The organism is Homoserinimonas sedimenticola (assembly GCF_026094475.1).
Taxonomy (GTDB): domain Bacteria; phylum Actinomycetota; class Actinomycetes; order Actinomycetales; family Microbacteriaceae; genus Homoserinimonas; species Homoserinimonas sedimenticola.
Map to the genome: position 1 here is coordinate 1,741,550 of NZ_JAPELL010000001.1, position 25,810 is coordinate 1,767,359.

Consider the following 25,810-nt stretch of genomic DNA (forward strand, 5'->3'; position numbering starts at 1 on the left):
CGGCGGCGCGTCGCGCAGATTCTCCTCCGCAACGAGCGGGCGGGAGCACGCACGTGCGGGAGCGAGCGCGGGCGCGGGCGCGAGCCCGAGCGGGGCCCGCGGCGAGAAGCTAGCGCCGTGACATCCGCTCGTCTCGCTGGGCCGTCTTGGCGAGCATCTCGTTGTAGGCCTCGAGTTCGGCGTCGCCGTCGCGATCGGCTCTGCGGTCGAGCCGCTTGGTGAGCTTGGCGTCGCTGCGCGACCACGAGATCGCAACCGTGATCGCGAGGATGATCGTGGGAATCTCACCCACGCTCCAGGCGATGCCGCCGCCGCGCTGCTGGTCTTCCAGCGCATCCGTGCCCCAGCCCATCGCGCCGTACCAGTCGGCCAGGAGGAGCCCCTCGCCCATCATGATGCCGAGACCGAAGAAGGCGTGGAATGCCATCGTGCCGAGCAGCAGCACCAAGCGCAGCGGGTACGGCGCACGGTAGGGCACGGGGTCGGTGCCGATGAGAGCGAGCACGAAGAGGTATCCGCTGATGAGGAAGTGCACGATCATCCACTGGTGGCCCAGATGCTCGGAGGTGGCCCAGCGGAACAGCGGCGAGTAGTAGAAGACCCAGAGCGAGCCGGCGAAGATGACGGCCGCGACGATGGGGTTGGTGAGCACGGCGGAGAAGCGGGTGTGCACCGCCCAGAGGATCCATTCACGCGCGCCGCGGGTGCCGTCGGTGCGCTTGCGGATGGCGCGTGCCGCGAGCGTCACCGGCGAGCCGGGCACAAGCAGCACCGGGATCATCATCGTCAGCAGCATGTGGGAGAGCATGTGGATGCTGAACAGGTAGCGCTCATAGACGTAGAGCGCGCCGTTGGTGACGTAGAAGAGGAGGACGAGGCCGGCGATCCAGCTGATGGTGCGCAGCACGGGCCACGTGTCACCGCGGCGGCGCAGCCGCCAGACGCCCGCGAGGTAGAAGAACGCGAGGAAGACGCAGATGAGCGTCCACAGCACGTCGAAGCGCCACTCCGTGATGAAGCTCATGGCGGTGAGGGGCGGCGGCAGCGGTTCACCCGTGAGGATGAGGGCGGGGGTCGCGTCGAGCAGTTCCTCCGTGACGGGAGTCGCGGTGCGGGCGAGAGCGGATGCCACACCCGACGCCAGCCCCATGAACCCGAGTTCCGCGACCACGAGCCCCCAGAACCAGGTGCGGGCGCGCTGGGCCGCGGCCCCGCGCATCCGCCCGATCACGAAGCGCCGGTAGATCGCACCGAACACGCCGAGGGCGAGCAGCGCGAACACCTTGGCGAGGACGAGGATGCCGTAGGGCGTGAGGATCGCATCGAACTCGCCCACGCGGAGGGCGGCGCTGACATAACCGGAGAGCGCGACGACGATGAAGCTCACGAGCGCGAGGGTCGAGTAGCGCTCGAGCACGACCACGAGGCGGTCGCCCGTGAGGGCGCGCTGCAGCAGCACGAGCGTGAGGAGTCCCCCGAGCCAGACCGCCGCGAAGACGAGGTGCAGGCCGAGCGCGTTGACGGCGGCGTCGTGCCCGGCCGTGCCCGCCGCGTGGCCCTGGGTCGCCATGGGCACGAGGCCCGCGACGGCGAGCACGCCCGTGAAGGCGACGGCGGTCGGATGCCGCACCGCGAAGGCCAGCGCGGTGACGGCGGCCGCAATCAGCACCGTCAGGAGCCACGCGATGCCGAGCTCCGTGTCGGTGACGAACTGGCCGAGGATGCGACCGAACTCGGGGTCGGCGCTGACGGGCTGTTGGTAGACGCTGAGAAAGGTGAGGAAGGTGACGGCGGCGGCAGCGACCGTCCACACGGCCGCGCCGGCGGCACCGAAGTCGATCGCGGCACCCCACGCCGGTTCGTCCTTCGACAGGGCGAAGCTCGCGAGCAGGAGCGCGCCGATCGCGAGGGCCGCGCCGAGATTCACGAGCAGCTTGGCGACGGGCAGACCGTAGCGCACGACCTCTCCGGGATCCGTGATCGCCGGCGCATCCGCGCCCCCACCGAAGGCGAGAGCGGCGAAGGTCGCGAGGAGTGCGACGACGAGCAGCACGGCGGGGCCGGCGACACGTACGAGCCTGATCACCACACAAGCCTAGGCGAGCGCGCCCGGGAGGATGCTCACGCGGGGTCTCGGGTCACTCGTCCTCGCGGCGTCGGTGCCGAAACGCCGTACCTATCGACAGCAAGGCGGCGCCGACGGCCACGGCCGGTGCCGTCACCGCGTAGCTCCACATCGTTGTGGCCGGGTCGAAGTCTCCCGAGATGACGCCACCTAGACCCCAGTAGAGGACAACGAATAGAAGCGCCACTACGGCTGAGTATGCGGCGCCCGCCGCCATCCGTCCTTCGCGACCCGCGAGCAGCTTCAGCGCCGGCGCGGCCAGTACGCCCGCCAGGCCACCGATCGCCGAGAGCCCCATCCCGAACAGGAAGGCCGTGAAGGCCCAAAAGGCGCTCAGGCCTCCGGACTGGGCAATCGCCACCCACGTCGCGAGCACGACTCCCGAGAGTGCGCCGCCGACCGCTCCCGCCAGTGCACTCCAGCCGAGTGCCGACCACCACGACAGCCTTCTCGGAATCGCCTCCCCCATATGCCGAGGCTAGCGCGCGGTGCAGGCGGATGCTCGCGCTGGCCGCGGCCGAGCATCCGGAGTAGGAATGACGCATGAGCGACTTCGTGATCTGCGCCACCTGCGCCGTCGAACACAGCGAACAAACAGAGGTGTGCGCGATCTGCGCCGACGAACGCCAGTGGGTTCCCCGCGACGGCCAGGAGTGGACGACCCTCGCCGAGCTTCAGGGCAAGGGCACCGAGGCGAACCTCACCGAGCTCGAGCCCGGCCTCTTCGGCCTCTCCACGAGCCCCGGCGTCGGCATCGGCCAGACGTCGAAGCTCGTCCGCACGCCGGAGGGCATCCTCCTCTGGGACCCCATCGGCTACCTCGACGACGACCTCGTCGCCCGCGTGCGCGAGCTCGGCGAGGTCACCGCGATCGTCGCCAGCCACCCGCACATGTTCGGCGTGCAGGTCGAGTGGAGCCGCGCCCTCGGCGGCGTTCCCGTCTACGTCGCGGAGGCCGACCGAGAGTGGGTGCAGCGCTCGGATGCCGCGATCCAGCTCTGGTCGGGTGACGTCGAGATCCTGCCGGGGGTGACCCTCACGCAGCCCGGCGGGCACTTTCCGGGGGCCGCCGTCGCGCACTGGGCGGCCGGGGCGGGGAGCGGTGGTGTGCTCCTCGCGGGGGACACCCTCTTCCCGAACCCCGACCGCACCTCGGTGAGCTTCATGCGCAGTTATCCCAACCGCATCCCGCTCTCCGCCGCGGTCGTCGACCGCATCGCGCAGCACCTCGACCGCTTCGACTACGAGCGCGTCTACGGCAACTTCACCAATGTCATCGCATCGGATGCTCGTGCCATAGTCCGGCACTCGGCCGACCGTCACATGGCGTGGGTGCGCGGCGACTTCGACCACCTCACCTGAACCTGCGTCGGCGCGTCGGCGCCTCTCCTCGAGACTGCACAAACGGGCCGTTTCTGGTGAGAAAAGGCCCGTTTGTGCAGTCTCATCGCCGGGAGGGACCGACGGCGAAAGCGTGTCCTACGTCAGCGCATCCTTCACCGCGCCCGCGGCCTTCGCGATGGGGCCCTTCGAGAGCGGCATGGTGCCGTGCAGGTTGACGTCCGGCTGGGTCGCCGGCGGCATGGGGGCCGAGGTGGTCGGGCCGTCGTGGTAGCTGAACTCGCCCTTGCCGTCGGGGGTGGGGCCAGACGCCCACGAGCCCTCGGCGGCGGCCGCGCCATCCGAGAAGTTCCAGTACTGGTACGACACCTCGCGCTCCTCCTTGCTGAGGGGGAAGGTGCTGGGAACGGGCAGCTCCTCGTAGCCCTCCTCCTGCAACTCGCGGGCAGCGGCGATCCACTGGTTCTGGTGCATTGTGTCGCGCGCGAGCAGGAACGCGAGCATGCTGCGCACGCCCTTGTCTTCCGTCATGTGGTAGAGCCGCGCGACCTGGGTGCGGCCCTGCATCTCAGCGTTGGCGTTCGATGTGAAGTCGGCCAGCAGGTTGCCGCTGCAGGTGATGTAGGAGCCCTGCCAGGGGTTGCCGTTGCTGTCGACGGGCCGAGCGCCGGCGCCCGCGACGATCGCGTGCTGCACGTCGCCGCCGCTGATGACGGCGTTGAGCGTCGGGTCCTGGATCGCGTCTTCGGCGTCATCCTTGGGCCCGCCCTCGAGCAGCTGGGCGATCATGACCGCGAGCATTTCGACGTGCCCCATCTCCTCCGCGCCGATGCCGAAGAGGAGGTCGCGGTACTTGCCGGGCAGGTGAGAGTTCCACGCCTGGAAGCCGTACTGCATCGCGACCGTGATCTCCCCGTACTGACCGCCGAGCACCTCTTGGAGCTTGCGGGCGAAGATCGGGTCGGGCTTGTCGGGTGTTGCCTTGAACTGCAGTTCTTGCTTGTGAAAGAACACTGTTCTTGCCTTCCTGGACAGGCTCGCCGTCGGGTGGACGGGCCGAATTGCCCGCCCCGGCGAACTCACTCTCCGCGACGCTAGGCGCACCCCCTGACCCCTACAAGGGAGGTTCTCACACGGTTGGCTGCGTATCCTCTGGGCATGAGCTCCCGCCCCGAACGCCACACCGTGACGGTCGATGGCGAGGCGGTCGATGTCGACGTGCTCAGCGCTGTGGCGCCTGACGATGCTCCCGTCTTCGTGCTCGTGCACGGTATCGGGATGTCACACCGCTACTTTTCTCGTCTGCACGATCGCCTCGCAGCGCAAGGCACCGTCCACTCGATCGACCTGCCCGGGTTCGGCGCGACACCTCATCCGCGGCGAGCGCTGGCCGTCGAGTCGCATGCGAGGGTGCTCGCGGCGACGCTCGACGCGCTGGGCGTGACATCCGCCACTGTCGTGGGGCATTCGATGGGCACGCAGTTCGCGGTTGAGTTGGCACGGCAGCGCCCCGACCTCACGGAGCGCATCGTGCTCATCGGGCCCGTCGTCGACCCGCGCCACCGCACGGTCCTGCGGCAGGCAGTCTCGCTCGGCATCGACTGCCTGCGCGAGCCGCCCTCGGCGAACTGGCTCGTCTTCACGGACTACCTGCGTGCGGGGCCCGTCTGGTACCTGCGCACCCTGCCGTCGATGATGGCCTACCCGACGGTGGAACGGGTGAAGGACGTCGGATGCCCCGTGCTCGTGCTCCGTGGCGAGCGTGACCCCATCGCGCACGAGCCCTTCTGCCGTCAGCTTGCGGGCGCGGCACCCGAGGGGCGGATGCTGCAGCTCAGGGGCCACGCGCATGTCATCCAGCATTCGGCTCCCCGCGCCGTGGCCGCCGTGCTCTCCCGCTTTGCGGCGGGAGCCGAGCCCGCGCCGGAGGAGACGCGTGCACCTGGGGGGCAGCTGCCCGCGCCGAGGGAGCTCCTGCGGCGGTGGTGGTGGTGGACTCTCGATTACGCCTATGCAGGTTGGTGGCAGGCGCGCAGTCTCCTCCCCGGCGCGTCGCCGGAGGCTTTCCGTGAGGGGGAACGGCGGCCCATTGTGGTCATCCCCGGCGTCTACGAGACCTGGCGCTTCTTGCTCCCGCTTGTTGCTCGCCTGCACGCTGCGGGGCATCCGGTGCACGTCATGCCGCGCCTGCGGCACAACCGCCGACCTGTGGCGGAGAGCGCGGGTTTCGTTGCGGATCTGTTGGAGGAGCGCGACCTGCACGACGTGGTGATCGTGGCTCACAGCAAGGGCGGGCTCATCGGCAAGTCAGTCATGGCTGACACGCGCGTCGCGGGCAGGGTCAGCGCGATGGTCGCCGTCAGCACGCCCTTCTCGGGCTCCCGCTACGCGCTCCTCATGCTTGTGCCGAGCCTGCGGGCGTTCTCACCGTACGCCCCCACGACGGTGCGTCTCGCCCGCGAGATGGCCGTCAACACGCGCATCCGTTCGGTTTTCGGCGCCTTTGACCCGCACATTCCGGAGGGCAGCCACCTGCCCGGCGCGGAGAACGAGCGCGTCGACATCGGCGGGCATTTCCGCATCCTGGGGCATCCGCGCACGATCGAGCTGGTGCTGGATGCCGCGGCGAACGGCGTCGACGCCCGGGAGCTCAGTCCTCAGACCTGAACCCGGTCATCTTGTGGGTGCCGTCACAGAAGGGCTTGATGGCGGAGGCGCCGCAACGGCAGAGGGCCACGGTGTTGCGCCCGTGCCGGTCGATCGGCTCGCCCTCGGGCGTCTCCAGCTCGGCATCGCCGCGCACGAGCAGGGGGCCGTCGGGGCAGGCGACGATCGTCGGCGGTCGGCCGGTCATCGGATGCCTCCAGTCATGTCGAGTGGGACACGCAGTGCCGAGCGCCCCGCCTCCCAGTGCTCGAGCGCCTCGTCGGAGCCCCAGCCGTCCACCGTGAGGGAGGTGTTGGCGCCCCACATGACGTCGGCGAGGAGGGAGGGCTCCGCCTCCACGAGCCCGCCGGCCAGGTCGCGGCCCGCGATCTGCTCGTGCACAGCATCCGCCTCGACATGCTCATCGAAGTACCACGCGACATCGTCGCCGAAGCCGAGCCGCCGCACACCCTGCGCGATGAAGCGATTCGGGATCGAGGAGGTCATCTCATAGGCGGAGAAGTGCCCCGCCATCGCCCCGCGCAGGCTCCTGTTGAGGCCGAACATCGTCATCATCGTGAAGGATGCGATCGTCACGGCGGGCACGCTGTCGAGGTAGGCGGCGTAGCCGTCATCGAGCCCGAGGCCGCGCATCGCCCGCGCGAAGATCGCCGAGTGCATCCGCTCGGGGTCGCCGTCGCCGTACTCGTCGGTCTGGATCTCCATGAGCGCCGCCTTCGCCCGCCGCGGCAGTCTGGGGATGCCCCACGTCTGCGCGTCCGCCTCCTTGAGCGTGTAGACGGAACGCAGCACGACGTACTCCTTGAGCTGCTCCTCCGTCGCCTTTCGGGCGAGGTAGCGGGAGGCGCTGGGGCCGGGCGTCGGCTTCGTCAGCTCGAAGAGGGCGGCCGCGACATCCGCCGCTGAGGGGTTCGGCAGGTCCGGCACGGGCACCTGCCGCCGCAGTTCCGCCTCGAAGGCCCGCTCGATGGCGACGCGCGAGGCGACGAGCGACGGATGCCACTCCCACGCGTCATCCGCATCCACGACGCCCCCGTAGTGCAGGCCGTGCAGCACGAGCAGCGCGACCTGCAGGTCGTCGTCGCGGATGATGTCGTCGCTGCGGGTGATCGCGTCGTGCGTCATCCGCTCCAGGTCGCCCAGGCTCTCGCCCGCCTCGCGGATGCCGCGGCCGAGGGCCGTGAGGATCGCCTCCCCCACGGGCCCCCTCGCCTCGAACGGAGGTGGCGCGAAGGCGCTGTCGGCGGGATGCGGTGTCGAGATCGTCTGCGATGTCACCCGCTCATGCTGCGCGCGACCCCCGGCGCTGGCAACCCCGCGAATTCCCAGCCAGCGGTGCCACCCCACGCAGCGGTGGAGTAGCGCCACTCGCGGAATCGCTCACGCGAGTATCCGCAGGAACGGCGCTACTCCACCGGTGTGTTTGCTCAGGACTGCGTGCCCTGGTCCTTCACATGCTGCGCGGCGGAGTTGCCATGATCCTTGACGTCGGATGCGGCATCCGTCGCCTCACCCTTGACGTGATCGACGGCGTCCTGGGCGGTCGACTTGACGCTCTCCGCGGCCTCCTTCGCCGGCTCCTTGAGGTCGTCGGCGACGGACTTCGCGGCGTCCTTCGCCTCGTCAACAAGCGGCTCCGCCTTCTCCTTGATCGTCTCACCGAGCCGCGACTCCTTGTCGCTCGCGGGGATGAGCGAGGAGGCGAGCCAGCCGACGCCGAAAGCGATGAGCCCCACCGCGAGAGGATTGCCCTCCGCGGTCTGCTTCGCCTTGTGCGGAAGGTCGCTCGCGCCATCCTTCACGTCGTGCGCCGAGCCGCTCACGCTGTCGCGGGCGTCCTTCGCGACGCCGAAGACGCGCTCCTTGACCCCGCCGACGGCCGTCTTGACCTTGTCCGCCTGGCGGTGGGCGATCTTGGAGGGTGTCACCTTGTCGGCGAGCGCATCGACGTCGGTGCCGAGTTCGCGCCGCGTCTGCTCGATGTCGTTCCGGATCGCGTCCGGGTCGTTGCTGCTCATGAGTGGTCCCCATTCGGTTTCAGTGTTTCCGGAATCTTCTTGACGCTGCTGGCAGTGCGCGGCATGCCCTTGATCGACTTGAACTCCTTCTTGCCAATCACGGCGAGGATGGCGGCGATGATGCCCCAGAGCACCGCGACGACGAGAGCCGACCATCCGTTGCCGATCAGCTCGCCGAGCCCCCACCACAGTGCGATGGAGAGGAAGAGCAGCGTGAGGTAACCGGCGACGGCGGCTCCGCCGAACATGCCGGCGCCCTTGCCGCCGCGCGTCGCGCTCTCACGCAGCTCCGCCTTGGCGAGCTCGACCTCTTGGCGCACGAGCGTCGAGAAGTCGCGCGTGACGTCCCCGATCATGTCGCCGAGAGACTGCTTCTGCTCCTGCTTGTGCGGGTCTGCGTCGGTCATGGCGTCGCTCCCGGGGTCGTGAACGGGTTTGTGGTGGATGCGCCCGTCCCCGTCGCGCCGGTGCCGGTGCTGCCGCTTGCGGTCGTTGCAGCACCAGGTGCGCCGAACCCTGTCGTGCCCGTGCCGGTCGAGCCCGCGCCTGCCGTGCCCGCACCGGCCGTGCCAGTGGCTGCCGTACTGGCTGTCGAGGAGCGGTGGGCTGCCCCGCCTTCATCATGCGAGTCCGCCGACATGACGGCCTTCGTGATGCGCCCCGCCGCGATGCCCGCGATCGCGGCGACGCCGATGAAGACGCCCGGCTTGCGGCGGGCGAAGTCCTTGACCTCCTCCAGCAGATCTCCCGGCTCGCGGCTGTCGAGCCAGTCCGCGACGCTGCCCGCTCGGCTGCCGGCCTGGCGGACGATCTCCGAGGCGAGGCCCGAACGTTCGCTGCCCTCACCCATCTCGTTCAGCTCTTCGCTGATGGAGCGCAGGCCCGAGGCGACGCGGCTCTGCTGCTCAGACGCCTGGCTCACGGCTTCGTCCCGTGCCTGGCCGAGTAGCTGCTTCGCCTGCGAACCGGCCTCGCCGACCACATTGGATGCCTCATCCTTCGCTGTGCCTGCGACCTTCTTGCCCGCCTCCCCGGCGTGGGAGGCGACATCCGCGGCCTCATCCTTTGCCGTGCCCGCTGCCGCCGATGCGCCACCCGAGCCGCCTACTCCTGCTCCCGTACCCGTGGCTGCCGGTCCGGGCTGCCGGTGCTGAGCGGGAGGGGTCGATGCAGAGGCAGCACTGGATGCCGCGGGGGGCGGCGGATAGGCGGGGCCGCCCGCGCTCGGCTCCCCGCTCCGCGGGATGTCGGACTGAGGCGAGCCCGGCGTGGGCGCCGGGCCGTCGTCGATGGGGTCCTGCGAGGTCGGATTCTGCGAGTTCCGCCCCGGGAGGCCGGGGTCGCCGGCTCCGAAATTCGTGCTCACGATATGTCGTCCTTCGCTGTTTGTGCGTGCGACCGACTCTCGGTCTCGGGCTATGTTGCGCCCCCCGTTTGGGGTACACAATCCCTTGAACACTCAGCTTCGCGGGCGCACGATGCCAGGGGAAACCGCACGCACGCCTAGCAAGAGGAGACACGCTGTGGCCGCCACCAAGCACACGCCGCCGGACCGAGGAAAGAGGCAGGGGGCGGTGCCTGCGCCCGACGACGACCGCAAGCCCGAAGGCCCGACCGATATACGACCGCATGGCTGGGGCTACGCGGCCAAACGCGTGATCCGCGAGTTCATTGACGACGACTGCATCACGCTTGCCGCCGGGCTCACCTACTACGCCGTGCTCTCGATCTTCCCCGCCCTGCTCGCCCTCGTGTCGACGCTCGGGCTCTTCGGTCAGGGCCAACAGACGGTCGACGCGCTCCTTGAGATCGTGCGCAACTTCGCAAGCGACTCGGTCGCCAACACGATCGAGGATCCCGTGAGACAGCTCGCCGATTCTCCCGGCGCGGGACTCGCCTTCTTCCTCGGTCTCGCGGGCGCCATCTGGTCGGCCTCCGTCTACGTCAACGCCTTCGGCAAGGCCATGAACCGCATTTACGAGGTCGAGGAGGGGCGCCCCATCTGGAAGCTGCGCCCCATCATGCTCCTCATCACCGTCATCATGCTGCTCATCGCGATGGTCATGGCCGTGCTGCTGGTCGCCTCGGGCCCGGTGGCGGATGCGATCGGTTCCTTCATCGGATTGAGCGACGCCGTCGTCACCGCCTGGAGCATCCTCAAGTGGCCCGTGCTCGTGCTCTTCGCGGTGCTGCTGCTCGCAGTGCTCTACTACGCCACCCCCAACGTGAGGCAACCGCACTGGCGGTGGATCACCCCCGGCAGCATCATCGCGCTCGTCGTGCTGGCCCTCGCCTCGCTCGGCTTCTTCTTCTACGTCTCCAACTTCGGCAACTACAACGCGACCTACGGCAGCCTCGGCGGCATCATCGTGCTGCTCCTATGGCTGTGGATCGCCAACCTCGCCTTCCTCCTCGGTGGCGAGTTCGACGCCGAACTCGAACGGAGCCGCCAACTGCAGGGGGGCATCGAGGCGGAGGACCAGCTGCGTCTTCCCGTGCGCGACGACCGGCAGATCAAGAAGAACGCCGAGAAGGATCGCGCACTTGCGGAGGAGGGGCGACGGATGCGGCGCCGCCGCGGACGACGCGAGTGACAGCATCCGCCCTGCCGCAGTCCGGCAGCGCCGGGCAAACGACGAAGGCGCCCGCCCCCGAGGGGGTGGGCGCCTTCGTGTGAGGCGGGCGAAACTACTTCGCGGCGGCCTTGAGCTTGCTTCCCGCGCTGACCTTCACGCCGTAGCCGGCAGCGATCTGGATCGCCTCACCGGTGGAGGGGTTGCGGCCCGCACGCGCGGCACGGTGGGTGCGCTCGAAGGAAAGCCATCCGGGGATGGTGATCTTCGTGCCCTTGCCGACCTCTTCGGCGACCGTGTTGAAGAGGGCGTCGAGCGTCGAGTTGACGGCGGCCTGGCTCTGGCCGGAGGCAGCTGCGACAGCAGCGACGAGCTCGGTGCGGTTGAGTGACTTGTCAGCCATTTGGGAGTCCTCCTAGGACATTGTGCTCTGCGGTACGACCGTCGCTGCTCGCAAGAACAGTCGGTGTGTTCGGTCGGTTGGAGTGAATCTCGCGACCGCTGTCACACGGCCGGGGGTGTTTCCGGACTGAACTTACCAGCTTGACTTGGTGATTCCGGGCAATTCGCCGCGGTGAGCCATGTCGCGGAAACGCACACGGGAGATACCGAACTCGCGGAGGAAACCGCGGGGGCGCCCGTCGATCGCGTCGCGGCCACGGAGGCGCACGGGCGAAGCGTCGCGCGGCAGCTTCTGAAGGCCCAGGCGGGCCTCCTCGCGCTGCTCGTCGGTCGAGTTGGGGTCAACGAGCTGCTTCTTGAGCGCGGCGCGCTTCTCGGCGTAGCGCGCGACGACGGCCTTGCGCTGCTCGTTCTTGGCAATCATGCTCTTCTTCGCCATGGTTAGCGCTCCTCACGGAATTCGACGTGCTGGCGGATGACGGGGTCATACTTCTTCAGCACAAGGCGGTCGGGGTTGTTGCGGCGGTTCTTGCGGGTCACGTAGGTGTACCCGGTGCCGGCCGTGGAGCGGAGCTTGATGATCGGGCGGATGTCCTGCTGCTTGGCCATCAGATCTTCTCCCCACGTGCGAGCAGGTCCTTGACGACCGACTCGATACCCCGAGCGTCGATCACCTTGATGCCCTTGGCGCTGAGCGTCAGGGTCACGTTGCGGCGAAGCGACGGCACGTAATACGTCTTCTTCTGCACGTTCGGGTCGAAGCGGCGCTTCGTGCGGCGGTGCGAGTGTGAAATGTTGTGCCCGAAGCCGGGTGTGGCTCCGGTCACCTGGCAGGTTGCTGCCATGGGTGTCCTCTTCTCAATACCGTAAGGCGGTCTGCCTTACCCAAGATCTCTTGTCGGCATGACTCATCACCCGGGAATGATGCGTTTGGGTGGGAGTCACACTGTGAGCCGAATGCTCAACCTGAACATCCTACGCGGTGCGGCGTGTTTTCCCAAACCTGCGCCGCAGCATCCGGGGTGCTCACCCCACACCCCCCACCCCGCACCCCACACCGCACCCCGCACCCCGCACCCGCACCCCGCACCCGCACCCCGCACCCCGCACTCCGCACCCCGCACCCCGCACCCCGCACTCCGCACCCCGCACCCCGCATCCCGCACCCCGCCGCGATGATCGAGTTGCCCACATTGCACCCTTAAGCGGCGGGTTGGGCAGCATAAGTGGGCAACTCGATTCGCGCCGCCACCGGATGTGGATCGATTTCTCGCGCGGGACGTGCCTCACGGCATCCTGATCCGATGCGTCGACCTACACCGCTGCCCCATGAGCTGACGGGGCGATCCTTCCGGGTGAGCGAGGCGCGCGCATGTGGCGTGGGCGTAGCACGACTGCGCGGTCGCGACCTTGAAGCGGTCTGGGGCGTGCGTTCCAGTGCTGTCGCACCACAGTCGCGGGGCGAATCCCTCGTGCAGCGCTGCCGCATGTTCGCGCTTCGGATGCCTCGCAACGCAGTCTTCTCGCATTCGACGGCCGCGCTGCTCCTCGGCGCTCCACTGCCCCTGGGACTCGAACTCGCGCCCGACCTCCACATCGCTATGCCCGCGCCCCAGCGTGCACCCCATGCCCGAGGCATCCGGGGCCATCGACTCACCCTGAAGCCGCACGATGTCCACACAACGCAGGAACTGCGACACACGTCGCCCGCTCGCACTTGGTGCGACCTCGCCACTCAACTCACGCTGCTCGACCTCGTCGCCGTCGGCGACTACCTGCTCCACGGTTCGCGTCCGCTCGTGACGCTCGACGAGTTGGGCGCCATGGTTGTGCGCTTCGCGGGGCGGCGAGGCTACGCCCTCCTGGTGAGGGCGCTGCCACTGCTCGATGGACGTGCGGACTCGCGGCCCGAGTCGCACCTGCGCGTCATCTTTGTGGAGGCGGGCCTGCCGCCGAGCCGTATCAATCATGAAATCGTCATGACCGACGGCGGCCCCGATGTGCGCACCGATCTGCACTTCGACGCCGCCAACGTGCACGTCGAGTACCAGGGCGACTATCACCGCACGCGCGAGCAATGGCGCAAGGACATGACGCGGCGTAGTCGGCTCGAGGCGCGCGGTGGGCACGTACTCGAGATCAACGCGGATGACCTCAAGGATCCAGTCGAGCTGGTTGCGCGGGTGCGGATGCTCCTGCGGCGCCGCCTCGGCACGGGTGGCTAGAAGCACCGGCATCCGCCATTCGAGTTGCCCACTTTGCACCCTTGTGGGGCCTTCTGAGCAGCACAAGTGGGCAACTCGACGTAAGCGGCCGCGTGCAAGGGGCTCCGGTGGGGGTGGACATGCGAAGCACAAAGCAGGAAGTGCGAAGCGGGAAGCGGGAAGCGGGAAGCGGGAAGCGGGAAGCGGGAAGCGCGTGAGCCTCAGCCGCGAGGCGCGGTCGAGGGGGAGGAAGTTGACGCTCCGCGGGCCGAGCATTCCGCGCAGAGGCCGAAGACATCGACGATGTGTTCGGGCTCACTGAAGCCGTGTTCCGCGGCGACGCTGTGGGCCCACGCCTCGACGGGTTCCGCCTCGATCTCGACGGTGCGCCCGCAGTTGCGGCAGATGAGGTGGTGGTGGTGGCGGTCCGTCACGCAGGCGCGGTAGAGGCTCTCGCCGTCGAGCTGCAGGCTGTCGGCCTCGCCTCCCGTCGCGAACTGGGTCAGGGTGCGATAGACCGTCGCGAGGCCGATGGTGCTGCCGGCGTCACGCAGCTGGGCGTGAAGGGCTTGAGCGCTCACGAAGCCGGAGTTCTCGGCGAGGGCGTCGCGCACCGCCTCGCGCTGCCATGTGTTGCGCTTCATGTCATCACCACCCGTGGAGTCTTGACGCGGCGGCCGCTCGCGCCGCTGCGATCCCTCCTCCAGCCTACGATGCGGCACACGAGGTAGATCGCGAACGAGATGCTGGTGACGAAGGGGCTGATGGGCAGGCCACCGCCGAGTGAGAGCATGATGCCGCCGACGACCGAGACGACCGCGAACACGACGCTGAGCAGCGGGGTCAGGAACGGTGAGGCCGTCACCCTCATGGCGGCTGCCGCAGGCGTCACGAGGAGTGCGAGCACCAGCAGTGCCCCCACGATCTGGATGCTGATGGCCGTCGCGAGTGCCAGCAAGACCATGAAGGCGATCGAGATGGTCGTGACGGGCACTGCCCGGGCGCGCGCGACATCCGGGTCCACACTCGCGAAGGTGAGGGGACGCCACATGACGGCGAGGCCCGCGATGACGATGGCGCCGATGCCGACGAGAAGCCCGAGCTGCGGGGTGTCCACCGACACGATCTGACCCGTGAGTAGCCCGAACTTGTTGGCGGTGCGGCCCTCATAGAGGGCGAGGAACAGGATGCCGAGCCCCAGCCCGAAGGGCATCATGACGCCGACGATGGAGTTTCGCTCGCGCGCCCTGCTCCCGAGCATCCCGATGATGATCGCCGCGATCAGCGAGCCCCCGAGGGACCCCGCGACGACGTTGACGCCGAGCAGCAGGGCGGCGGATGCCCCCGCGAAGGAGAGCTCGCTGATGCCGTGCACCGCGAAGGCGAGGTCGCGGCTCATGACGAAGGGTCCGATGAGTCCCCCGACGATGCCGAGCACGGCGCCCGCGATGATCGAGTTGCGCACGAGGGCGAGGAGCTCGCCGTAGTCGCTGAAGTCGAAGAGGGCGCTGAGCAGGTCGATGAGTTCGTTCATCGGTGCCACCTGTCGTCGATGTGGTGCTCGAGGTGGTCGTGCACCCCGTAGCCCTCGGGAGCTCCGAGCACGGCGACGCGGCCGCGCGTGCGGATGACCTCGATGGGCGTTCCGTACATGTAGGAGAGCACCTCGGAGCGCAGCACCTCCTCGGGGGTTCCGACGCGGAAGCGTCCGCCCGCCAAATAGAGCACGCGGTCAACCTTGTCGAGGATGGGATTGATGTCGTGGGTGACGAAGAGCACGGCCGAGCCCAGTTCGCGGCGACGCTCGTCGATGAGGTCGCTCACGACCTGTTGATGGTTGAGGTCGAGTGAGCTGAGGGGTTCGTCGCACAGCAGTAGGGCGGGGTCGCTCGCGATGGCCTGGCCGACGCGGATGCGCTGCTGCTCGCCGCCGGAGAGTGTCGCGACGGGCACGTTGGCGTATTCGCTCGCCCCGACGCTTGCGATGACCTCGTCGACGTGGCGCCGCGTCGCTCGGGAGGTGATGGGCAGCCCCCAGCGGTGTCCGTTGACGCCCAGCGTCACAAGGTCACGTGCGCGCAGCGGGGTCCCCTGCTCGATGAGCTTCTGCTGCGGGATGTAACCGATGCGTCGGCTGCCCCGCCGCACGGGTTCGCCCAGCAGTTCGATACTTCCCGAGGAGAGCTGCTGCTGGCCGAGGATCGCCTTGAGCAGGCTCGTCTTACCCGTGCCGTTGGGCCCCAGCACGGCCACGAACTCGCCCGCGGCCACCTCGAGGTTGACCTTGCTCCACAGCGGACGGTCGCCGAAGGCGAGCGTGGCCGCGCGCAGGCGCAGCACGGGCTGTGCTGTGTGGGTCATGAGTCCTTCTGTAATGGGGGCGGATGCGGCGCCCCTCCCTCTAGCTGAGTGCTGAGGAGATCGCGTCGAGGTTGTCCGACATCCAGTCGAGATATCCGATGCCCTCGGGGAGCGTTTCGGCGATCGTGACGACCGGCAGTCCCTGCTCCTCGGCGAGCGCCACCACCTGGTCGGTTTCGGGGCCGGAGGTCTGCTCATTGTAGGCGAGAAGGGCGAGGGAGCCGCTCTCGATGAGCTGCTGCATCTCGAGGAGAACGGAGGGTGCAACATCCGTGCCCGCCTCGATCGCGGAGCTGAACTCTGCGGGGGTCTGGTTCACGAGGCCGATCTCCTCGAAGAGGTAGAGGGGGGCGGGCTCGGTGACGGCGACGCCGGCGCCCTCATACTGCTCGTGGAGCTCGTATGCACGCTCCTCGAGACCCTCGAGTCCGGACTCGAAGCTCGCGAGGTTCGCCTCGTACTCCTCGGCGCCCTCTGCGTCGAGTTCGGCGAGGTGGTGCGCGACCTCCTCGGCGAGCGCGTGGATCGCTTCGAAGCTGTACCAGACGTGCTCGTTGCCTTCCGAATGGTCGTGACCCTCGTGGGAGTCCTCCTCGGCGTGCTCCTCTTCCGCGTGCTCGTCTTCCGCATGCTCGTGCGCGGACCCCTCACCGAGGAGTCCCGAGATGTCGGTGACCGTCAGCACGACGGGGGCAGGCTCCTCAAGGGCGGCAAGCAAGGTGTCGATGAAGGGGTCGTAGCCGCCGCCGTTTTCGATGACGATGTCGGCGCGCGAGAGCGCGAGCTGGTCGCGCGCTGTCGCCTCGTAGCTGTGCGGGTCCTGGGCCGAGCCGGAGATGATGCTCGTGACGCTGGCACGGTCGCCCACGATCGCCGAGGCGATGTCGCCGTAGACATCGGTCGACGCGACGATCGTGAGCTCATCCTCAGCCTCTCCTGCAGACGGCGAGGCGCAGCCTGCGAGGGCGACGGCTGCGGATGCGGCGAGGACCACGGAAGTGGCGCGGATGTATCCCGTCATGGGGGTTACCTGTCTGGCTCGGGGAGTCGGCACGAATGGGCCGCAAGTCACTCTAATTGCGAGTGAGAACCATTGTCAAAACAGCCTCAGTGCGGGCGCTCAGTCGAGCAGGAGAGCGGGCTCCTCGATGATGCTCGCGACATCCGCGAGGAAGCGGCTCGCGACATCCCCGTCCACGACGCGGTGGTCGAAGCTCGCGCCAAGCGTCGTGACGTAGCGCGGCCGCACCTCCCCGTCGACGACCCACGGCTTCTGCTTGATGGTGCCGAGCGCGACGATGCCGACCTCGCCCGGGTTGAGAATGGGCGTGCCTGTGTCCATGCCGAAGACGCCGATGTTGGTGACCGTGATGGTGCCACCCGACATGTCGGAGGGCTGCAGCTTGCCGTCGCGCGCGATATTCGTCATCGACTCGATCGCCTGGGCGAGGTCGCGCAGCGAGAGCTCCTGAGCATCCTTGATGTTGGGCACGACAAGGCCGCGGGGCGTCGCCGCTGCGAAACCGAAGTTCACGTAGTGGTGCACGATGATCTGCTCATCCGTCCACGTCGAGTTCACCGTGGGGTTACGCCGCACGGCCCAGATCATCGCCTTCGCCATGACGAGCATGGGGGAAACCTTGATGCCTGCGAAGTCGGGCGAGTTCTTGAGTCGCTTGACGAACTCCATTGTGCGGGTCGCGTCCACGTCGACGAATACCCCGACGTGGGGTGCCGTGAAGGCGCTCTGCACCATGCCCGTCGCGATCGCCTTGCGCACGCCCTTGACGGGGATGTACTCCTCGCGCTCCTCACCCCAGGCGGGCGTCTGGATGTTGCGGAACACGCTCGCCTGCGACGCCTGCCGCACGACGTCATCACGCGTGATCTCCCCCGCAAGGCCCGTCGGGTTGACCGTCGAGAGGTCGACCCCGAGGTCCTTGGCGAGCTTGCGGATCGGCGGCTTGGCGATGACGGATGCTGCGGCCGCAGCCGGCACGGTCGAGGGCCGCACGGGTGCCGCACCATCGCCGGCCTGCGGCCGTCGCCTGCGCGAGGACACGCCACCCTTGAGCCCGTAGCCGACCAGCACAGCCCCCGGCTCGTCGTCGGCTTTCTCGCGGGAGATCGTGCTTGCCGTGTCGGCGATCACCTGCGCCGAGGCATCCGCCGCCGGGGCCTGGGAGCTGGATGCCGCAGGCTCCGAGTGTGCCGCGCCCGCCGCATCCGTCACCGTGATGATGGGGGCGCCGACCTCGACCGTGTCACCCTCGGCGACCAGCACGGATGCGACCGTGCCGCTGAAGGGGGAGGGGAGTTCGACGATGGATTTGGCGGTCTCGATCTCGACGATGACCTGGTTGACGGCGACCTCGTCGCCGGGCGCTACCTTCCAGGAGACGATCTCGGCCTCGGTGAGACCCTCGCCGACATCGGGGAGGCGGAATTCGGAGATGCTCACGGGAGTCCTTCTCTCGGTGGCTGGGGCGTCGGGGTCGTCGGGACTTGTCAGTAGGCGAGCGCCCGGTCGACAGCCTCGAGCACACGGTCGGCGTCGGGCAGGTAGGCGCGCTCCAGCTTCGCGGGCGGGAAGGGCGTGTCGAAGCCCGAGACCCGCAGCACGGGCGCCTCGAGCGAGTAGAAGGCGTGCTCCGTTATGGTCGCCGCGATCTCGGAGGGGATGCTCACGAAGCCGGGCGCCTCGGAGGCGACGACCACACGACCCGTCTTGCGGACCGACTCGAGAATGGGCACGTAGTCGATGGGGGAGAGAGAACGCAGGTCGACGACCTCAACGCTCGTGCCCTCGCCCGCCGCGATCTCGGCCGCCTGCATGAGCACGTTGACCATGGCGCCGTGGCCCACGAGCGTCACGTCGCTGCCCGTGCGCACGATTTTGCTCGAGTGCAGCTCGGCGGGGTTACTGGCGAGATCGACGGGCCCCTTGTGCCAGTAGCGGCTCTTGGGCTCGAAGAAGAGCACGGGGTCGTCGCTCTGGATCGCCTCCTGGATCATCCAGTAGGCGTCATGCGGCGTGCTGGGGCTCACGAGCCGCAGACCGGCCGTGTGGGCGAAGTACGCCTCGGGGCTCTCCTGGTGGTGCTCGACGGCGCCGATGTGGCCGCCATAGGGCACACGGATGACGACGGGCATCGAAATGGCACCGTGGTGGCGCGCGGTCATCTTGGCGAGCTGCGTCGTGATCTGGTCGAAGGCGGGGAAGATGAAGCCGTCGAACTGGATCTCGCAGACGGGGCGGTAGCCGCGCATCGCAAGGCCGATCGCCGCCCCGACGATGCCCGATTCGGCGAGGGGCGTGTCCATGACCCTCTTGGGCCCGAAGTCGCGCTGCAGGTGCTCCGTCACGCGGAACACGCCGCCGAGCGGCCCGATGTCCTCGCCCATGAGCAGCACGCGATCATCATCCTCGAGTGCCTTGCGGAGACCCGCGTTCAGCGCCTTCGCGAGGGGGAGCTCGCGGATCTCGCTCTCCTGGGGGGCGGATGCCGCGGCATCCGTCAGCTCATCGGTGACCGTGTCGTGGCGGCTCATGCTTCACCTCCGAGTGATGCCTCGTACTGTCGCAACCACTCCTGCTGCGCAGCCGTCACGGGGTGCGGCTCAGTGTAGACGTGCTCGAAGGCGCGGGCGAGGGGCGGCGCCTCGAGGGCGAGCGTGCGACGTCGCACGTCGGCGGCCAGGTCGGCGGCCTCCTCAGCAGTCTGTGCGAAGAACTCCTCGGATTCTCCACGACGACGGAGATAGGCCTCGAACCGCGTGATGGGGTCGCGCAGGAGCCACGACTCGGCCTCGTCGTTGCTGCGGTACTTGGTGGGGTCGTCCGAGGTCGTGTGCGCCCCCATGCGGTAGGTCAGGGCCTCGATGAGGCTGGGACCGCGCCCCGACCGGGCATCGTCGAGGAGCTTGGCCGAGACGGCGTAGCTCGCCAGCACGTCATTGCCGTCGACCTGCACGCTGGGGATGCCGAAGCCACGCGAGCGCAGGTAGAGCGGGATGCGGGATTGCACGCTCACGGGCACCGAGATCGCCCAGTGGTTGTTCTGCAGGAAGAAGACCTGGGGCGTCTGGTAGCTCGCCGCGAAGACGAATGCCTCGCTCACGTCGCCCTGCGAGGTGGCCCCGTCGCCAAAGTAGACCATGACGGCCTCATCCCGCTCGGGGTCACCCGTGCCCGCCTTACCGTCGAGACCGATGCCCATCGCATAGCCCGTGGCGTGCAGGGCGTGCGAGCCGATCACGAGTGTGTAGAGGTGGAAGTTGTTCGTGGCGGCCGGATCCCAGCCGCCGTGGCTGTTGCCGCGCATCATCTCGATGAGCATGAGCGGGTCCAGGCCGCGGATGCGTGCCACGGCGTGCTCCCGGTAGGCGGGGAAGATGTGATCCTGGCGCTTCGCGGCACGCGCGGAGCCGACCTGCGCTGCCTCCTGACCACGGTTCGGCGGCCACAGCGCCATCTGGCCCTGGCGCTGCAGGTTCTCCGCCTCGACGTCGAGCGCGCGATTGATGACCATGTCCCGGTGGAAGGTCCTGAGATCGTCGTCGCTCAGGGCGTCGATGTAGGGGCGATACTCCTCCGTGATGCCCTGTTCGGCGAGTTCCCCCTCCGGCGTGAGGAACTGCACCATGTCTTCTGTCTCTGCCATGGCACTGACCTCGCTGTCCTTGTCGTGCGTCGCGGTCGGGGGAACAAACGCCCTGGGGGCGCAACAAGCATCTAATCTAACGCGGTGCCCCGAGTGCTTGTCCGTAGGGTGTTCACAACCTCTTCGGCGGCACTTAGGAGTTTCTCAACAGATTCCGCCTCGCCGATGCTCACCCGCACACCGTCGTCGCCGAGCGCCCGGGCGACGATCCCGTGCTTCAGGAAGATCTCCGCGACGGGGGCGGTGGCGCCCGGGGCGGGGAACCAGACGAAGTTGCCGTGCGGCCGCGGCACGCCCGCATTCATCGCCTCGAGCGCACGCCAGACCTCGTCGCGCCGCCCAGCCAACATGGCAACCCGCTCGAGCAGCTCGGGCTCGTGGTCGAGCGCCGCGAGCGCCCCACGCTGGGCGGCCTCGATGACGGAGAGCGGGATCGCGGTCGTGCGTGCCGCTCCCAGCACGAGCGGGTGCCCGAGCGCGTAGCCGATGCGCAGGCCCGCGAGACCGTAGGCCTTGGAGAAGGTGCGCAATACGACGAGATTCGGATGCTCGGCGAGAACTTCGGTGCCGCGCACCGCTTGGGGCTCTCCCACAAATTCGATGTAGGCCTCGTCGAGCATCACGAGCACGTCGGAGGGCACGGCCGCCATGAGTCTGGCGAACTCCTCCCGCGTGACGATCGCGCCCGTGGGATTGTTGGGGGAGCAGACGATGACAGCGCGGGTGCGGGGGCTGATAGCGGCGATCATGGCGTCGATGTCGTGGCCGTGATCCTCCCTGAGGGGGACCGTGACGCTCGTCGCGCCCGCGACTGTCACGAGCCCCGGGTATGCCTCGAAGGAACGCCACGCGTAGAGCACCTCGTCGCCGGGTGCCGCGACGGCGGAGATCAGCTGGGCGAGTAGCGAGACGGAGCCGGCCCCGACGTGCACCTGCTCGAGCTCGAGCCCGTGACGCTCCGCGAGGCGGCCACGCAGCTGTGTCGCGAGGGCGTCGGGATAGCGATTGGGGCTCGTGTCAGCGATCGCCGCCATGACTGCCGGGTGTGTCGGGTAGGGGTTCTCGTTGGAGGAGAGTTTGAAGGCATCCGCTGGTGCCGGCTTGCCCTGCTGGTACGCGACGGCCCGTAAGATCTCCGGACGGATGCGCACGGGGGTGCTCTCGATGCTGCTCACGGGCTCAACTCTATTGTTCGCATCGCTGTGTTCAGTCTCCCGTGGGTCGTTGTCCATTGTCGGGGGAGGGACTGGGATAGTGGGGGCATGAGGTTCTTCGTGCGCCTGCTCATCAACGCCTTCGCCCTGTGGCTCACGACGCTCATCGTCGGTGGGGTCGAGGTCGTGCCCTTCGAACCGGGCGACACGCTCGCGATCGTGCTCACGTACCTTCTCGTCGCGCTGATCTTCGGCGTTGTCAACGGAGTGATCGGCAATCTGATCCGCATCGTGGCGTTCCCCCTCTACATCCTCACCCTGGGTCTCATCTCCCTCATCGTGAACGGGCTCCTCCTGCTGCTTGTCGCGTGGATCTCGGATCTTCTCGGGTTCGGTCTCGTAGTCGACGGCTTCTGGTGGGGCGTGCTCGGCGCATTCGTGCTTGCGCTGCTGAGCTGGCTGATCTCGGTGATCGTGCGACCCGTCGTGGGCAAGAACTCGCGCTGAGGCATCCGTCGCTCATTGCGACTGTCCCTCGCGACGGGCCAGGTAGGTGCTGGACTCGACCTTGCTCGCGCCCCCGACGAACTCCCTGAGATGCGCTCCCGCCTCCGCGATTCTGGGCTCGTGCGCGGCGTCGAGTAGTGCAGAGGATTCGCGGTAGCGCGCGAGCGAGTGGGCGGGGAGAAGCGAGTCCTTCGGCGGCTCCTCTCCTTCGAACACGGCCCGCCGCACCACGACCGTGTCGTTGTCCCGGTGAAGTCCGCCTAGGCTCGTGATGATGTCTTCCTCGTGCTCGAGGGCCAGGTAGGGCGCACCATCCGGCACATCGAGTTCACCCGTGGGGCCGCCCACCGTGAAGATGCCCTCGACCGTGTAGTCGCCGGACTCGGCCAAGCTGACACCGGTGATCGCGCCCTGCGAGTAGCCCACGAAGTACACGGGCGTCTCCGCCGTGACCCCCGCCTGCTCCATGGCGAGACGGACCGCCTGCATCGAGCCCGTATCGCCGATGCTCAGGGGTGCGCCCTGCGCCATACCGCCGAGATTGCTCGTTCCGTCGAACGGCTCGGTGCCGCTGGAGAGGGAGCCCTCGCGAGTGCCGCCGATGTAGACGATGAAGCGATCTGGGCCCGCATCCGAGGGGACCCGGTCGACCCTGATCTGCTCGCTGTGGGCGGGGATGTTCTTCGCCAGATCCTCGAAGCCGCCCGGCGCGGCGCGGTGCACGTTGAGGTTGGTGCGCGCCACGCTGACCTCGGTCTCCCGCGCAAGACCGAGGGACCGGACGGTCCCCAGGAGCACGGAGGCGCTGGCGCCGAATCCCAGCACCCCGAGCGCTTCGTCGCCAAGCAGGCCCAGCAGCTCGGGCGGCACGCGGAGGGCGCCCGCGCCGAATTCGTCGACGCTCGACACCGAGAGTCGGAGGAGTTCGACCACCCGGGGGTCGCTCAGCATGCCTGAATGCGCCCCCAGCCAGTCGATGACGCGCCTCTGGCGCTCCTCCGGGGTCAGGAACCATGCACCCGCAGCACCGAGCAGGTGCGGGGTGAGCCACGTGAGGATGAGGGGGTAGACCCGGCCGAGCGCATAGGCGAGGGTCGCGGCGATGTGTCTCGCCACGATCTCGTTGGCACGCTCGGCGAGTCCGTAGCTCGTCGCCGCGATGTCGAGCATCGCGACGAGCGCCTGCGCCTGCAGTCTCGTGTGGGTGAGCGTCGTGACGCAGTCGTCGATCGTGGCATCCGCACGCGCCGCCGAGAGAGGCGCGTCGAATGTCACGAGCGTGTGCTCGCTGATTGCGCGCTCCACCGCTCCCAGGCGGAGGCAGCTCGCCCCGGCCGCCTCCGCATAGCGCCTGAGGTGGGCGGCATTCTCGGCCATCTCCTCTGTTGAGACACGGATGCTCCCGCCCCCCGAGATCGTGAGCCCGTCGCTCATCGTGCCGCCATCGTCGCAAGTGCGCGACTGGTGTCGGCGAGCGCGGCCCGTAGCTGCTCGATCGCCCGCGTGACGTCGGCGTGCAGCACGAGGAGGGTGACGGCGTAGGCGGCGCGGGCATCGCCGAGCCACTCGCGCGATTCGACGGTCAGCAGTTGCGCGCGCGCTTCCTCGAGCGCTGCCAGCTCGGAACGCAGGATGCTGCGCTGCAGGAGAAGGATGCTCTCCACGGTGGTCCCTTCGCCGGGTGATGGGGTGTCGTTCGAGAGTGGCAGGGCGCTGGGAGGGTCGGGCGTACTCCGCTCGGCGGCTGGGGAGAGCCGCGGCATCCCGCGCCCTGTGGAGAGGGAGTGACGAGGGGGTACTGCGCGGCACGGCATCTGCGAGACAATGGGCCGCATGAGCTTCGACCGCCCCCTCGACGAGTCGGCGCTCTTTCGCATCTGCTTCGTGTGCACGGGCAACATCTGCCGCTCGCCCATGGCGGAGGTCGTGTTCCGCGATCTCGTCACGCGGGCCGGCTGCGACCACCTGATCTCTGTCACCTCGGCTGGCACGGGCGACTGGCACGTGGGGGAGCGCTCCGATCGGCGAACCCTCGACGCCCTCGCAGCGCACGGCTTCGACGGTTCGGCGCATCGCGCACGGCAGTTCGACCCCGATTGGTTCGAGCACCTCGACCTCGTGGTCGCCTTCGATCGCAGCCAGGCGCGCATCCTCGGCAATTGGGCGCCGACGCCCGCTGACCGAAGCAAGGTGCATCTGCTGCTGAGCTTCGACCCCGAGGAGCAGCTCCTCGACGTCCCCGACCCCTACTATTCCGATGCGGCCCTCTTCGACCGGGTGCTGCGGATGATCCACCAGGCAAGCGCGGCGCTGTTCCGCCAGATAGAGCCGGCCCTCCGGCGAGGAGTTTCATGACCCCCCTTCCCCTCCAGCCCCTCAGCCCGCTCGACGGACGCTACCGCGCCGCCGTAAGCGATCTCGGCGAGCACCTCTCCGAGGCGGGGCTCAACCGGGCGCGCGTGCACGTCGAGATCGAGTGGCTCATCTTCCTCACCGACCGCTCGCTCTTCGGTTCCTCGCCCCTCAGCGAAGAGCAGAAGTCGGCCCTGCGGGCGGTCGTGAGCGACTTCGATCAGGAGGCGATCGACGCCCTCGCGCGTGAGGAGGCCGTCACGCGGCACGACGTCAAGGCGGTCGAGTACTACGTGCGGGCCCAGCTCAGCCGCCTCGACCTCGACGCGATTGCCGAGCTCACCCACTTCGCCTGCACGAGCGAGGACATCAACAACCTCTCCTACGCCCTCACGGTGCGTGCGGCGGTCGCCGAGGTATGGATGCCGCGGCTCACGACCCTCGTCGACACCCTGGCCGAGCGCGCCGAGGCCCACCGCGAGGTGCCGATGCTCTCGCTCACGCACGGCCAGCCGGCAACGCCCACGACCATGGGCAAGGAGCTCGCCGTCTTCGTGCACCGCCTGCGCCGCGTCATCCGCCGCATCGACCGGGTCGAGTACCTCGGCAAGTTCAGCGGCGCGACGGGCACCTTTGCCGCGCACCTGGTCGCCCACCCGGGTCAGGACTGGCCGAGCCTCTCACAGGAGTTCGTGGAGGGGCTCGGGCTCACCTTCAACCCGCTGACGACCCAGATCGAGTCGCACGACTGGCAGGCCGAGCTCTACCAGACGGTCGACCACGCGGGTCGCATCCTCCACAACCTGTGCACGGATGTCTGGACCTACATCTCGATGGGCTACTTCACGCAGATCCCCGTGAAGGGGGCGACGGGCTCCTCGACCATGCCGCATAAGATCAACCCGATCCGCTTCGAGAACGCGGAGGCGAACCTCGAGATCGCGGGCGCCCTTCTTGAGTCTCTCGCCCATACCCTCGTCACCTCGCGCCTGCAGCGCGACCTCACCGACTCGACGACGCAGCGCAACATCGGCGTCGCGTTCGGGCACTCGCTGCTCGCGATCGACAACATCCAGCGGGGCCTCGGCGAGATCAACCTCAACGAGCAGCGCCTCGCCGCCGACCTCGACGGCAACTGGGAGGTGCTCGCGGAGGCGATCCAGACGGTCGTGCGGGCCGAGGTCACGGCGGGACGCAGCAGCATCAGCGACCCCTACGCCCTCCTCAAGGAGCTCACGCGCGGCAACCGTGTCGACCAGTCGCAACTCGTCGAGTTCGTCGATGGGCTCGACATCGGTGACGAGGCGAAGGCCCGACTGCGTGCGCTGACCCCGCACGACTACACGGGGCTCGCCTCGCAGCTCGTGAACCGGCTGCAGGGGTAGCAGCATCCGCCCTGCGTGAAGGGCGCGTCTCCGTGAGTGCGCACTTCAGGCGGGGCG

At 68.4% G+C, this 25,810-nt stretch carries 29 protein-coding genes; 7 read left to right on the forward strand and 22 right to left on the reverse strand.

Translation table 11 applies throughout. The features are described 5' to 3' along the window. Positions 1 to 109: 109 nt before the first annotated feature. Together OH146_RS08190 and OH146_RS08195 are read right to left on the reverse strand one after the other, a co-directional pair. Positions 110 to 2,086 (reverse strand): bifunctional copper resistance protein CopD/cytochrome c oxidase assembly protein, encoded by a 1,977-nt coding sequence (locus tag OH146_RS08190; RefSeq protein ID WP_265159284.1) that lies wholly within the window; start codon positions 2,084 to 2,086, stop codon positions 110 to 112. A 52-nt stretch (positions 2,087 to 2,138) separates the two neighbouring features. Next, on the reverse strand, positions 2,139 to 2,594 hold the full coding sequence (locus OH146_RS08195) for a hypothetical protein (RefSeq protein WP_265159286.1): 456 nt from the start codon (positions 2,592 to 2,594) through the stop codon (positions 2,139 to 2,141). Positions 2,595 to 2,668: 74 nt separating this feature from the next. Here OH146_RS08195 and OH146_RS08200 point away from each other — a divergent pair, with 74 nt between their 5' ends. After that, the gene (locus tag OH146_RS08200) at positions 2,669 to 3,487 is read left to right on the forward strand and encodes an MBL fold metallo-hydrolase (protein WP_265159288.1); all 819 of its coding nucleotides are present in this window, start codon (positions 2,669 to 2,671) and stop codon (positions 3,485 to 3,487) included. Positions 3,488 to 3,604: 117 nt separating this feature from the next. Here the strand turns inward: OH146_RS08200 and OH146_RS08205 are convergent, their stop codons facing one another. Beyond that, positions 3,605 to 4,480: a manganese catalase gene (locus tag OH146_RS08205; RefSeq protein WP_265159290.1), complete on the reverse strand. Its 876-nt coding sequence runs from the start codon at positions 4,478 to 4,480 to the stop codon at positions 3,605 to 3,607. Between the two features lie 144 nt (positions 4,481 to 4,624). Between OH146_RS08205 and OH146_RS13940 the strand changes: the two genes are divergently transcribed. Further along, positions 4,625 to 6,133, forward strand: coding sequence for an alpha/beta hydrolase (locus OH146_RS13940; protein ID WP_308214945.1), 1,509 nt, complete (start codon positions 4,625 to 4,627; stop codon positions 6,131 to 6,133). Here OH146_RS13940 and OH146_RS08220 read toward each other — a convergent pair. The 5 genes from OH146_RS08220 to OH146_RS08240 all read right to left on the reverse strand — a co-directional run bounded on the left by OH146_RS08220 (position 6,117) and on the right by OH146_RS08240 (position 9,517). After that, on the reverse strand, positions 6,117 to 6,320 hold the full coding sequence (locus OH146_RS08220; RefSeq protein WP_265159292.1) for a CDGSH iron-sulfur domain-containing protein: 204 nt from the start codon (positions 6,318 to 6,320) through the stop codon (positions 6,117 to 6,119). The genes OH146_RS13940 and OH146_RS08220 overlap by 17 nt on opposite strands. Further along, positions 6,317 to 7,411 (reverse strand): iron-containing redox enzyme family protein, encoded by a 1,095-nt coding sequence (locus OH146_RS08225; RefSeq protein WP_308214946.1) that lies wholly within the window; start codon positions 7,409 to 7,411, stop codon positions 6,317 to 6,319. The genes OH146_RS08220 and OH146_RS08225 overlap by 4 nt, the downstream gene beginning before the upstream one ends. Before the next feature lie 149 nt (positions 7,412 to 7,560). After that, complete coding sequence (locus OH146_RS08230) at positions 7,561 to 8,151, reverse strand: DUF3618 domain-containing protein (protein WP_265159294.1); 591 nt, start codon at positions 8,149 to 8,151, stop codon at positions 7,561 to 7,563. After that, entirely contained in the window at positions 8,148 to 8,558 is a 411-nt protein-coding gene (locus OH146_RS08235; protein ID WP_265159296.1) for a phage holin family protein, read from the reverse strand. The genes OH146_RS08230 and OH146_RS08235 overlap by 4 nt, the downstream gene beginning before the upstream one ends. Then, positions 8,555 to 9,517, reverse strand: a complete 963-nt coding sequence (locus tag OH146_RS08240) for a hypothetical protein (RefSeq protein ID WP_265159298.1) — start codon at positions 9,515 to 9,517, stop codon at positions 8,555 to 8,557. The genes OH146_RS08235 and OH146_RS08240 overlap by 4 nt, the downstream gene beginning before the upstream one ends. Before the next feature lie 208 nt (positions 9,518 to 9,725). Between OH146_RS08240 and OH146_RS08245 the strand changes: the two genes are divergently transcribed. Next, complete coding sequence (locus OH146_RS08245; RefSeq protein WP_265159300.1) at positions 9,726 to 10,745, forward strand: YihY/virulence factor BrkB family protein; 1,020 nt, start codon at positions 9,726 to 9,728, stop codon at positions 10,743 to 10,745. Between the two features lie 94 nt (positions 10,746 to 10,839). On the opposite strand, the gene OH146_RS08250 is transcribed toward OH146_RS08245, so the two are convergent. The 4 genes from OH146_RS08250 to rpmB all read right to left on the reverse strand — a co-directional run bounded on the left by OH146_RS08250 (position 10,840) and on the right by rpmB (position 11,971). Continuing rightward, positions 10,840 to 11,127 carry an HU family DNA-binding protein gene (locus tag OH146_RS08250; RefSeq protein ID WP_147719785.1) on the reverse strand — a complete coding sequence of 96 codons (288 nt, stop codon included), beginning with the start codon at positions 11,125 to 11,127 and terminating at the stop codon, positions 10,840 to 10,842. Positions 11,128 to 11,259: 132 nt separating this feature from the next. Beyond that, positions 11,260 to 11,565 carry a 30S ribosomal protein S14 gene (gene rpsN / locus OH146_RS08255; protein WP_265159306.1) on the reverse strand — a complete coding sequence of 102 codons (306 nt, stop codon included), beginning with the start codon at positions 11,563 to 11,565 and terminating at the stop codon, positions 11,260 to 11,262. A gap of 2 nt (positions 11,566 to 11,567) precedes the next feature. Then, positions 11,568 to 11,735: a 50S ribosomal protein L33 gene (rpmG, locus tag OH146_RS08260; protein ID WP_147719783.1), complete on the reverse strand. Its 168-nt coding sequence runs from the start codon at positions 11,733 to 11,735 to the stop codon at positions 11,568 to 11,570. Beyond that, on the reverse strand, positions 11,735 to 11,971 hold the full coding sequence (gene rpmB, locus OH146_RS08265; RefSeq protein WP_265159310.1) for a 50S ribosomal protein L28: 237 nt from the start codon (positions 11,969 to 11,971) through the stop codon (positions 11,735 to 11,737). The genes rpmG and rpmB overlap by 1 nt, the downstream gene beginning before the upstream one ends. A gap of 657 nt (positions 11,972 to 12,628) precedes the next feature. Between rpmB and OH146_RS08270 the strand changes: the two genes are divergently transcribed. Then, positions 12,629 to 13,351, forward strand: coding sequence for a hypothetical protein (locus OH146_RS08270; RefSeq protein ID WP_265159311.1), 723 nt, complete (start codon positions 12,629 to 12,631; stop codon positions 13,349 to 13,351). 200 nt (positions 13,352 to 13,551) lie between these two features. Here the strand turns inward: OH146_RS08270 and OH146_RS08275 are convergent, their stop codons facing one another. The 8 genes from OH146_RS08275 to OH146_RS08310 all read right to left on the reverse strand — a co-directional run bounded on the left by OH146_RS08275 (position 13,552) and on the right by OH146_RS08310 (position 21,521). Then, positions 13,552 to 13,974: a Fur family transcriptional regulator gene (locus OH146_RS08275; RefSeq protein ID WP_265159312.1), complete on the reverse strand. Its 423-nt coding sequence runs from the start codon at positions 13,972 to 13,974 to the stop codon at positions 13,552 to 13,554. Then, positions 13,971 to 14,864, reverse strand: coding sequence for a metal ABC transporter permease (locus tag OH146_RS08280; protein WP_265159314.1), 894 nt, complete (start codon positions 14,862 to 14,864; stop codon positions 13,971 to 13,973). The genes OH146_RS08275 and OH146_RS08280 overlap by 4 nt, the downstream gene beginning before the upstream one ends. Then, positions 14,861 to 15,691 (reverse strand): metal ABC transporter ATP-binding protein, encoded by an 831-nt coding sequence (locus OH146_RS08285; protein WP_265159317.1) that lies wholly within the window; start codon positions 15,689 to 15,691, stop codon positions 14,861 to 14,863. Before OH146_RS08285 ends, OH146_RS08280 begins: the two co-directional genes overlap by 4 nt. A gap of 40 nt (positions 15,692 to 15,731) precedes the next feature. Then, positions 15,732 to 16,712: a metal ABC transporter solute-binding protein, Zn/Mn family gene (locus OH146_RS08290; protein ID WP_265159319.1), complete on the reverse strand. Its 981-nt coding sequence runs from the start codon at positions 16,710 to 16,712 to the stop codon at positions 15,732 to 15,734. A 99-nt stretch (positions 16,713 to 16,811) separates the two neighbouring features. Further along, positions 16,812 to 18,152: a dihydrolipoamide acetyltransferase family protein gene (locus tag OH146_RS08295; RefSeq protein ID WP_265159321.1), complete on the reverse strand. Its 1,341-nt coding sequence runs from the start codon at positions 18,150 to 18,152 to the stop codon at positions 16,812 to 16,814. Between the two features lie 47 nt (positions 18,153 to 18,199). After that, a complete protein-coding gene (locus OH146_RS08300) occupies positions 18,200 to 19,243 on the reverse strand; it encodes an alpha-ketoacid dehydrogenase subunit beta (protein ID WP_265159323.1) in 1,044 nt (347 codons plus the stop codon). Beyond that, complete coding sequence (locus OH146_RS08305) at positions 19,240 to 20,355, reverse strand: thiamine pyrophosphate-dependent dehydrogenase E1 component subunit alpha (RefSeq protein WP_265159325.1); 1,116 nt, start codon at positions 20,353 to 20,355, stop codon at positions 19,240 to 19,242. The genes OH146_RS08300 and OH146_RS08305 overlap by 4 nt, the downstream gene beginning before the upstream one ends. Before the next feature lie 71 nt (positions 20,356 to 20,426). After that, a complete protein-coding gene (locus OH146_RS08310; protein ID WP_265160721.1) occupies positions 20,427 to 21,521 on the reverse strand; it encodes a histidinol-phosphate transaminase in 1,095 nt (364 codons plus the stop codon). A 96-nt stretch (positions 21,522 to 21,617) separates the two neighbouring features. On the opposite strand from OH146_RS08310, the gene OH146_RS08315 reads away from it, so the two are divergent. Next, positions 21,618 to 22,016 carry a phage holin family protein gene (locus tag OH146_RS08315; RefSeq protein ID WP_265159326.1) on the forward strand — a complete coding sequence of 133 codons (399 nt, stop codon included), beginning with the start codon at positions 21,618 to 21,620 and terminating at the stop codon, positions 22,014 to 22,016. Positions 22,017 to 22,028: 12 nt separating this feature from the next. Here OH146_RS08315 and OH146_RS08320 read toward each other — a convergent pair whose 3' ends face one another. Together OH146_RS08320 and OH146_RS08325 are read right to left on the reverse strand one after the other, a co-directional pair. Further along, complete coding sequence (locus OH146_RS08320) at positions 22,029 to 23,450, reverse strand: hypothetical protein (RefSeq protein WP_265159327.1); 1,422 nt, start codon at positions 23,448 to 23,450, stop codon at positions 22,029 to 22,031. Then, on the reverse strand, positions 23,447 to 23,680 hold the full coding sequence (locus tag OH146_RS08325; protein ID WP_265159329.1) for a hypothetical protein: 234 nt from the start codon (positions 23,678 to 23,680) through the stop codon (positions 23,447 to 23,449). The genes OH146_RS08320 and OH146_RS08325 overlap by 4 nt, the downstream gene beginning before the upstream one ends. Before the next feature lie 169 nt (positions 23,681 to 23,849). Between OH146_RS08325 and OH146_RS08330 the strand changes: the two genes are divergently transcribed. Beyond that, positions 23,850 to 24,371, forward strand: coding sequence for a low molecular weight protein-tyrosine-phosphatase (locus OH146_RS08330; protein WP_265159331.1), 522 nt, complete (start codon positions 23,850 to 23,852; stop codon positions 24,369 to 24,371). Then, on the forward strand, positions 24,368 to 25,753 hold the full coding sequence (purB, locus tag OH146_RS08335; RefSeq protein WP_265159332.1) for an adenylosuccinate lyase: 1,386 nt from the start codon (positions 24,368 to 24,370) through the stop codon (positions 25,751 to 25,753). The genes OH146_RS08330 and purB overlap by 4 nt, the downstream gene beginning before the upstream one ends. Positions 25,754 to 25,810: the final 57 nt, after the last annotated feature.

What these genes read in the sequence shown, in the direction of transcription:
- OH146_RS08220 (WP_265159292.1), bottom strand. Translation starts at nt 6,320, where the DNA reads ATGACCGGCCGACCGCCGACGATCGTCGCCTGCCCCGACGGCCCCCTG.
- OH146_RS08330 (WP_265159331.1), top strand. Translation starts at nt 23,850, where the DNA reads ATGAGCTTCGACCGCCCCCTCGACGAGTCGGCGCTCTTTCGCATCTGC.
- rpsN (WP_265159306.1), bottom strand. Translation starts at nt 11,565, where the DNA reads ATGGCGAAGAAGAGCATGATTGCCAAGAACGAGCAGCGCAAGGCCGTC.
- OH146_RS08280 (WP_265159314.1), bottom strand. Translation starts at nt 14,864, where the DNA reads ATGAACGAACTCATCGACCTGCTCAGCGCCCTCTTCGACTTCAGCGAC.
- OH146_RS08270 (WP_265159311.1), top strand. Translation starts at nt 12,629, where the DNA reads ATGCCTCGCAACGCAGTCTTCTCGCATTCGACGGCCGCGCTGCTCCTC.
- OH146_RS13940 (WP_308214945.1), top strand. Translation starts at nt 4,625, where the DNA reads ATGAGCTCCCGCCCCGAACGCCACACCGTGACGGTCGATGGCGAGGCG.
- OH146_RS08285 (WP_265159317.1), bottom strand. Translation starts at nt 15,691, where the DNA reads ATGACCCACACAGCACAGCCCGTGCTGCGCCTGCGCGCGGCCACGCTC.
- rpmB (WP_265159310.1), bottom strand. Translation starts at nt 11,971, where the DNA reads ATGGCAGCAACCTGCCAGGTGACCGGAGCCACACCCGGCTTCGGGCAC.
- OH146_RS08230 (WP_265159294.1), bottom strand. Translation starts at nt 8,151, where the DNA reads ATGAGCAGCAACGACCCGGACGCGATCCGGAACGACATCGAGCAGACG.
- OH146_RS08275 (WP_265159312.1), bottom strand. Translation starts at nt 13,974, where the DNA reads ATGAAGCGCAACACATGGCAGCGCGAGGCGGTGCGCGACGCCCTCGCC.
- OH146_RS08290 (WP_265159319.1), bottom strand. Translation starts at nt 16,712, where the DNA reads ATGACGGGATACATCCGCGCCACTTCCGTGGTCCTCGCCGCATCCGCA.
- OH146_RS08305 (WP_265159325.1), bottom strand. Translation starts at nt 20,355, where the DNA reads ATGGCAGAGACAGAAGACATGGTGCAGTTCCTCACGCCGGAGGGGGAA.
- OH146_RS08315 (WP_265159326.1), top strand. Translation starts at nt 21,618, where the DNA reads ATGAGGTTCTTCGTGCGCCTGCTCATCAACGCCTTCGCCCTGTGGCTC.
- OH146_RS08250 (WP_147719785.1), bottom strand. Translation starts at nt 11,127, where the DNA reads ATGGCTGACAAGTCACTCAACCGCACCGAGCTCGTCGCTGCTGTCGCA.
- OH146_RS08320 (WP_265159327.1), bottom strand. Translation starts at nt 23,450, where the DNA reads ATGAGCGACGGGCTCACGATCTCGGGGGGCGGGAGCATCCGTGTCTCA.
- OH146_RS08300 (WP_265159323.1), bottom strand. Translation starts at nt 19,243, where the DNA reads ATGAGCCGCCACGACACGGTCACCGATGAGCTGACGGATGCCGCGGCA.
- rpmG (WP_147719783.1), bottom strand. Translation starts at nt 11,735, where the DNA reads ATGGCCAAGCAGCAGGACATCCGCCCGATCATCAAGCTCCGCTCCACG.
- purB (WP_265159332.1), top strand. Translation starts at nt 24,368, where the DNA reads ATGACCCCCCTTCCCCTCCAGCCCCTCAGCCCGCTCGACGGACGCTAC.
- OH146_RS08235 (WP_265159296.1), bottom strand. Translation starts at nt 8,558, where the DNA reads ATGACCGACGCAGACCCGCACAAGCAGGAGCAGAAGCAGTCTCTCGGC.
- OH146_RS08195 (WP_265159286.1), bottom strand. Translation starts at nt 2,594, where the DNA reads ATGGGGGAGGCGATTCCGAGAAGGCTGTCGTGGTGGTCGGCACTCGGC.
- OH146_RS08200 (WP_265159288.1), top strand. Translation starts at nt 2,669, where the DNA reads ATGAGCGACTTCGTGATCTGCGCCACCTGCGCCGTCGAACACAGCGAA.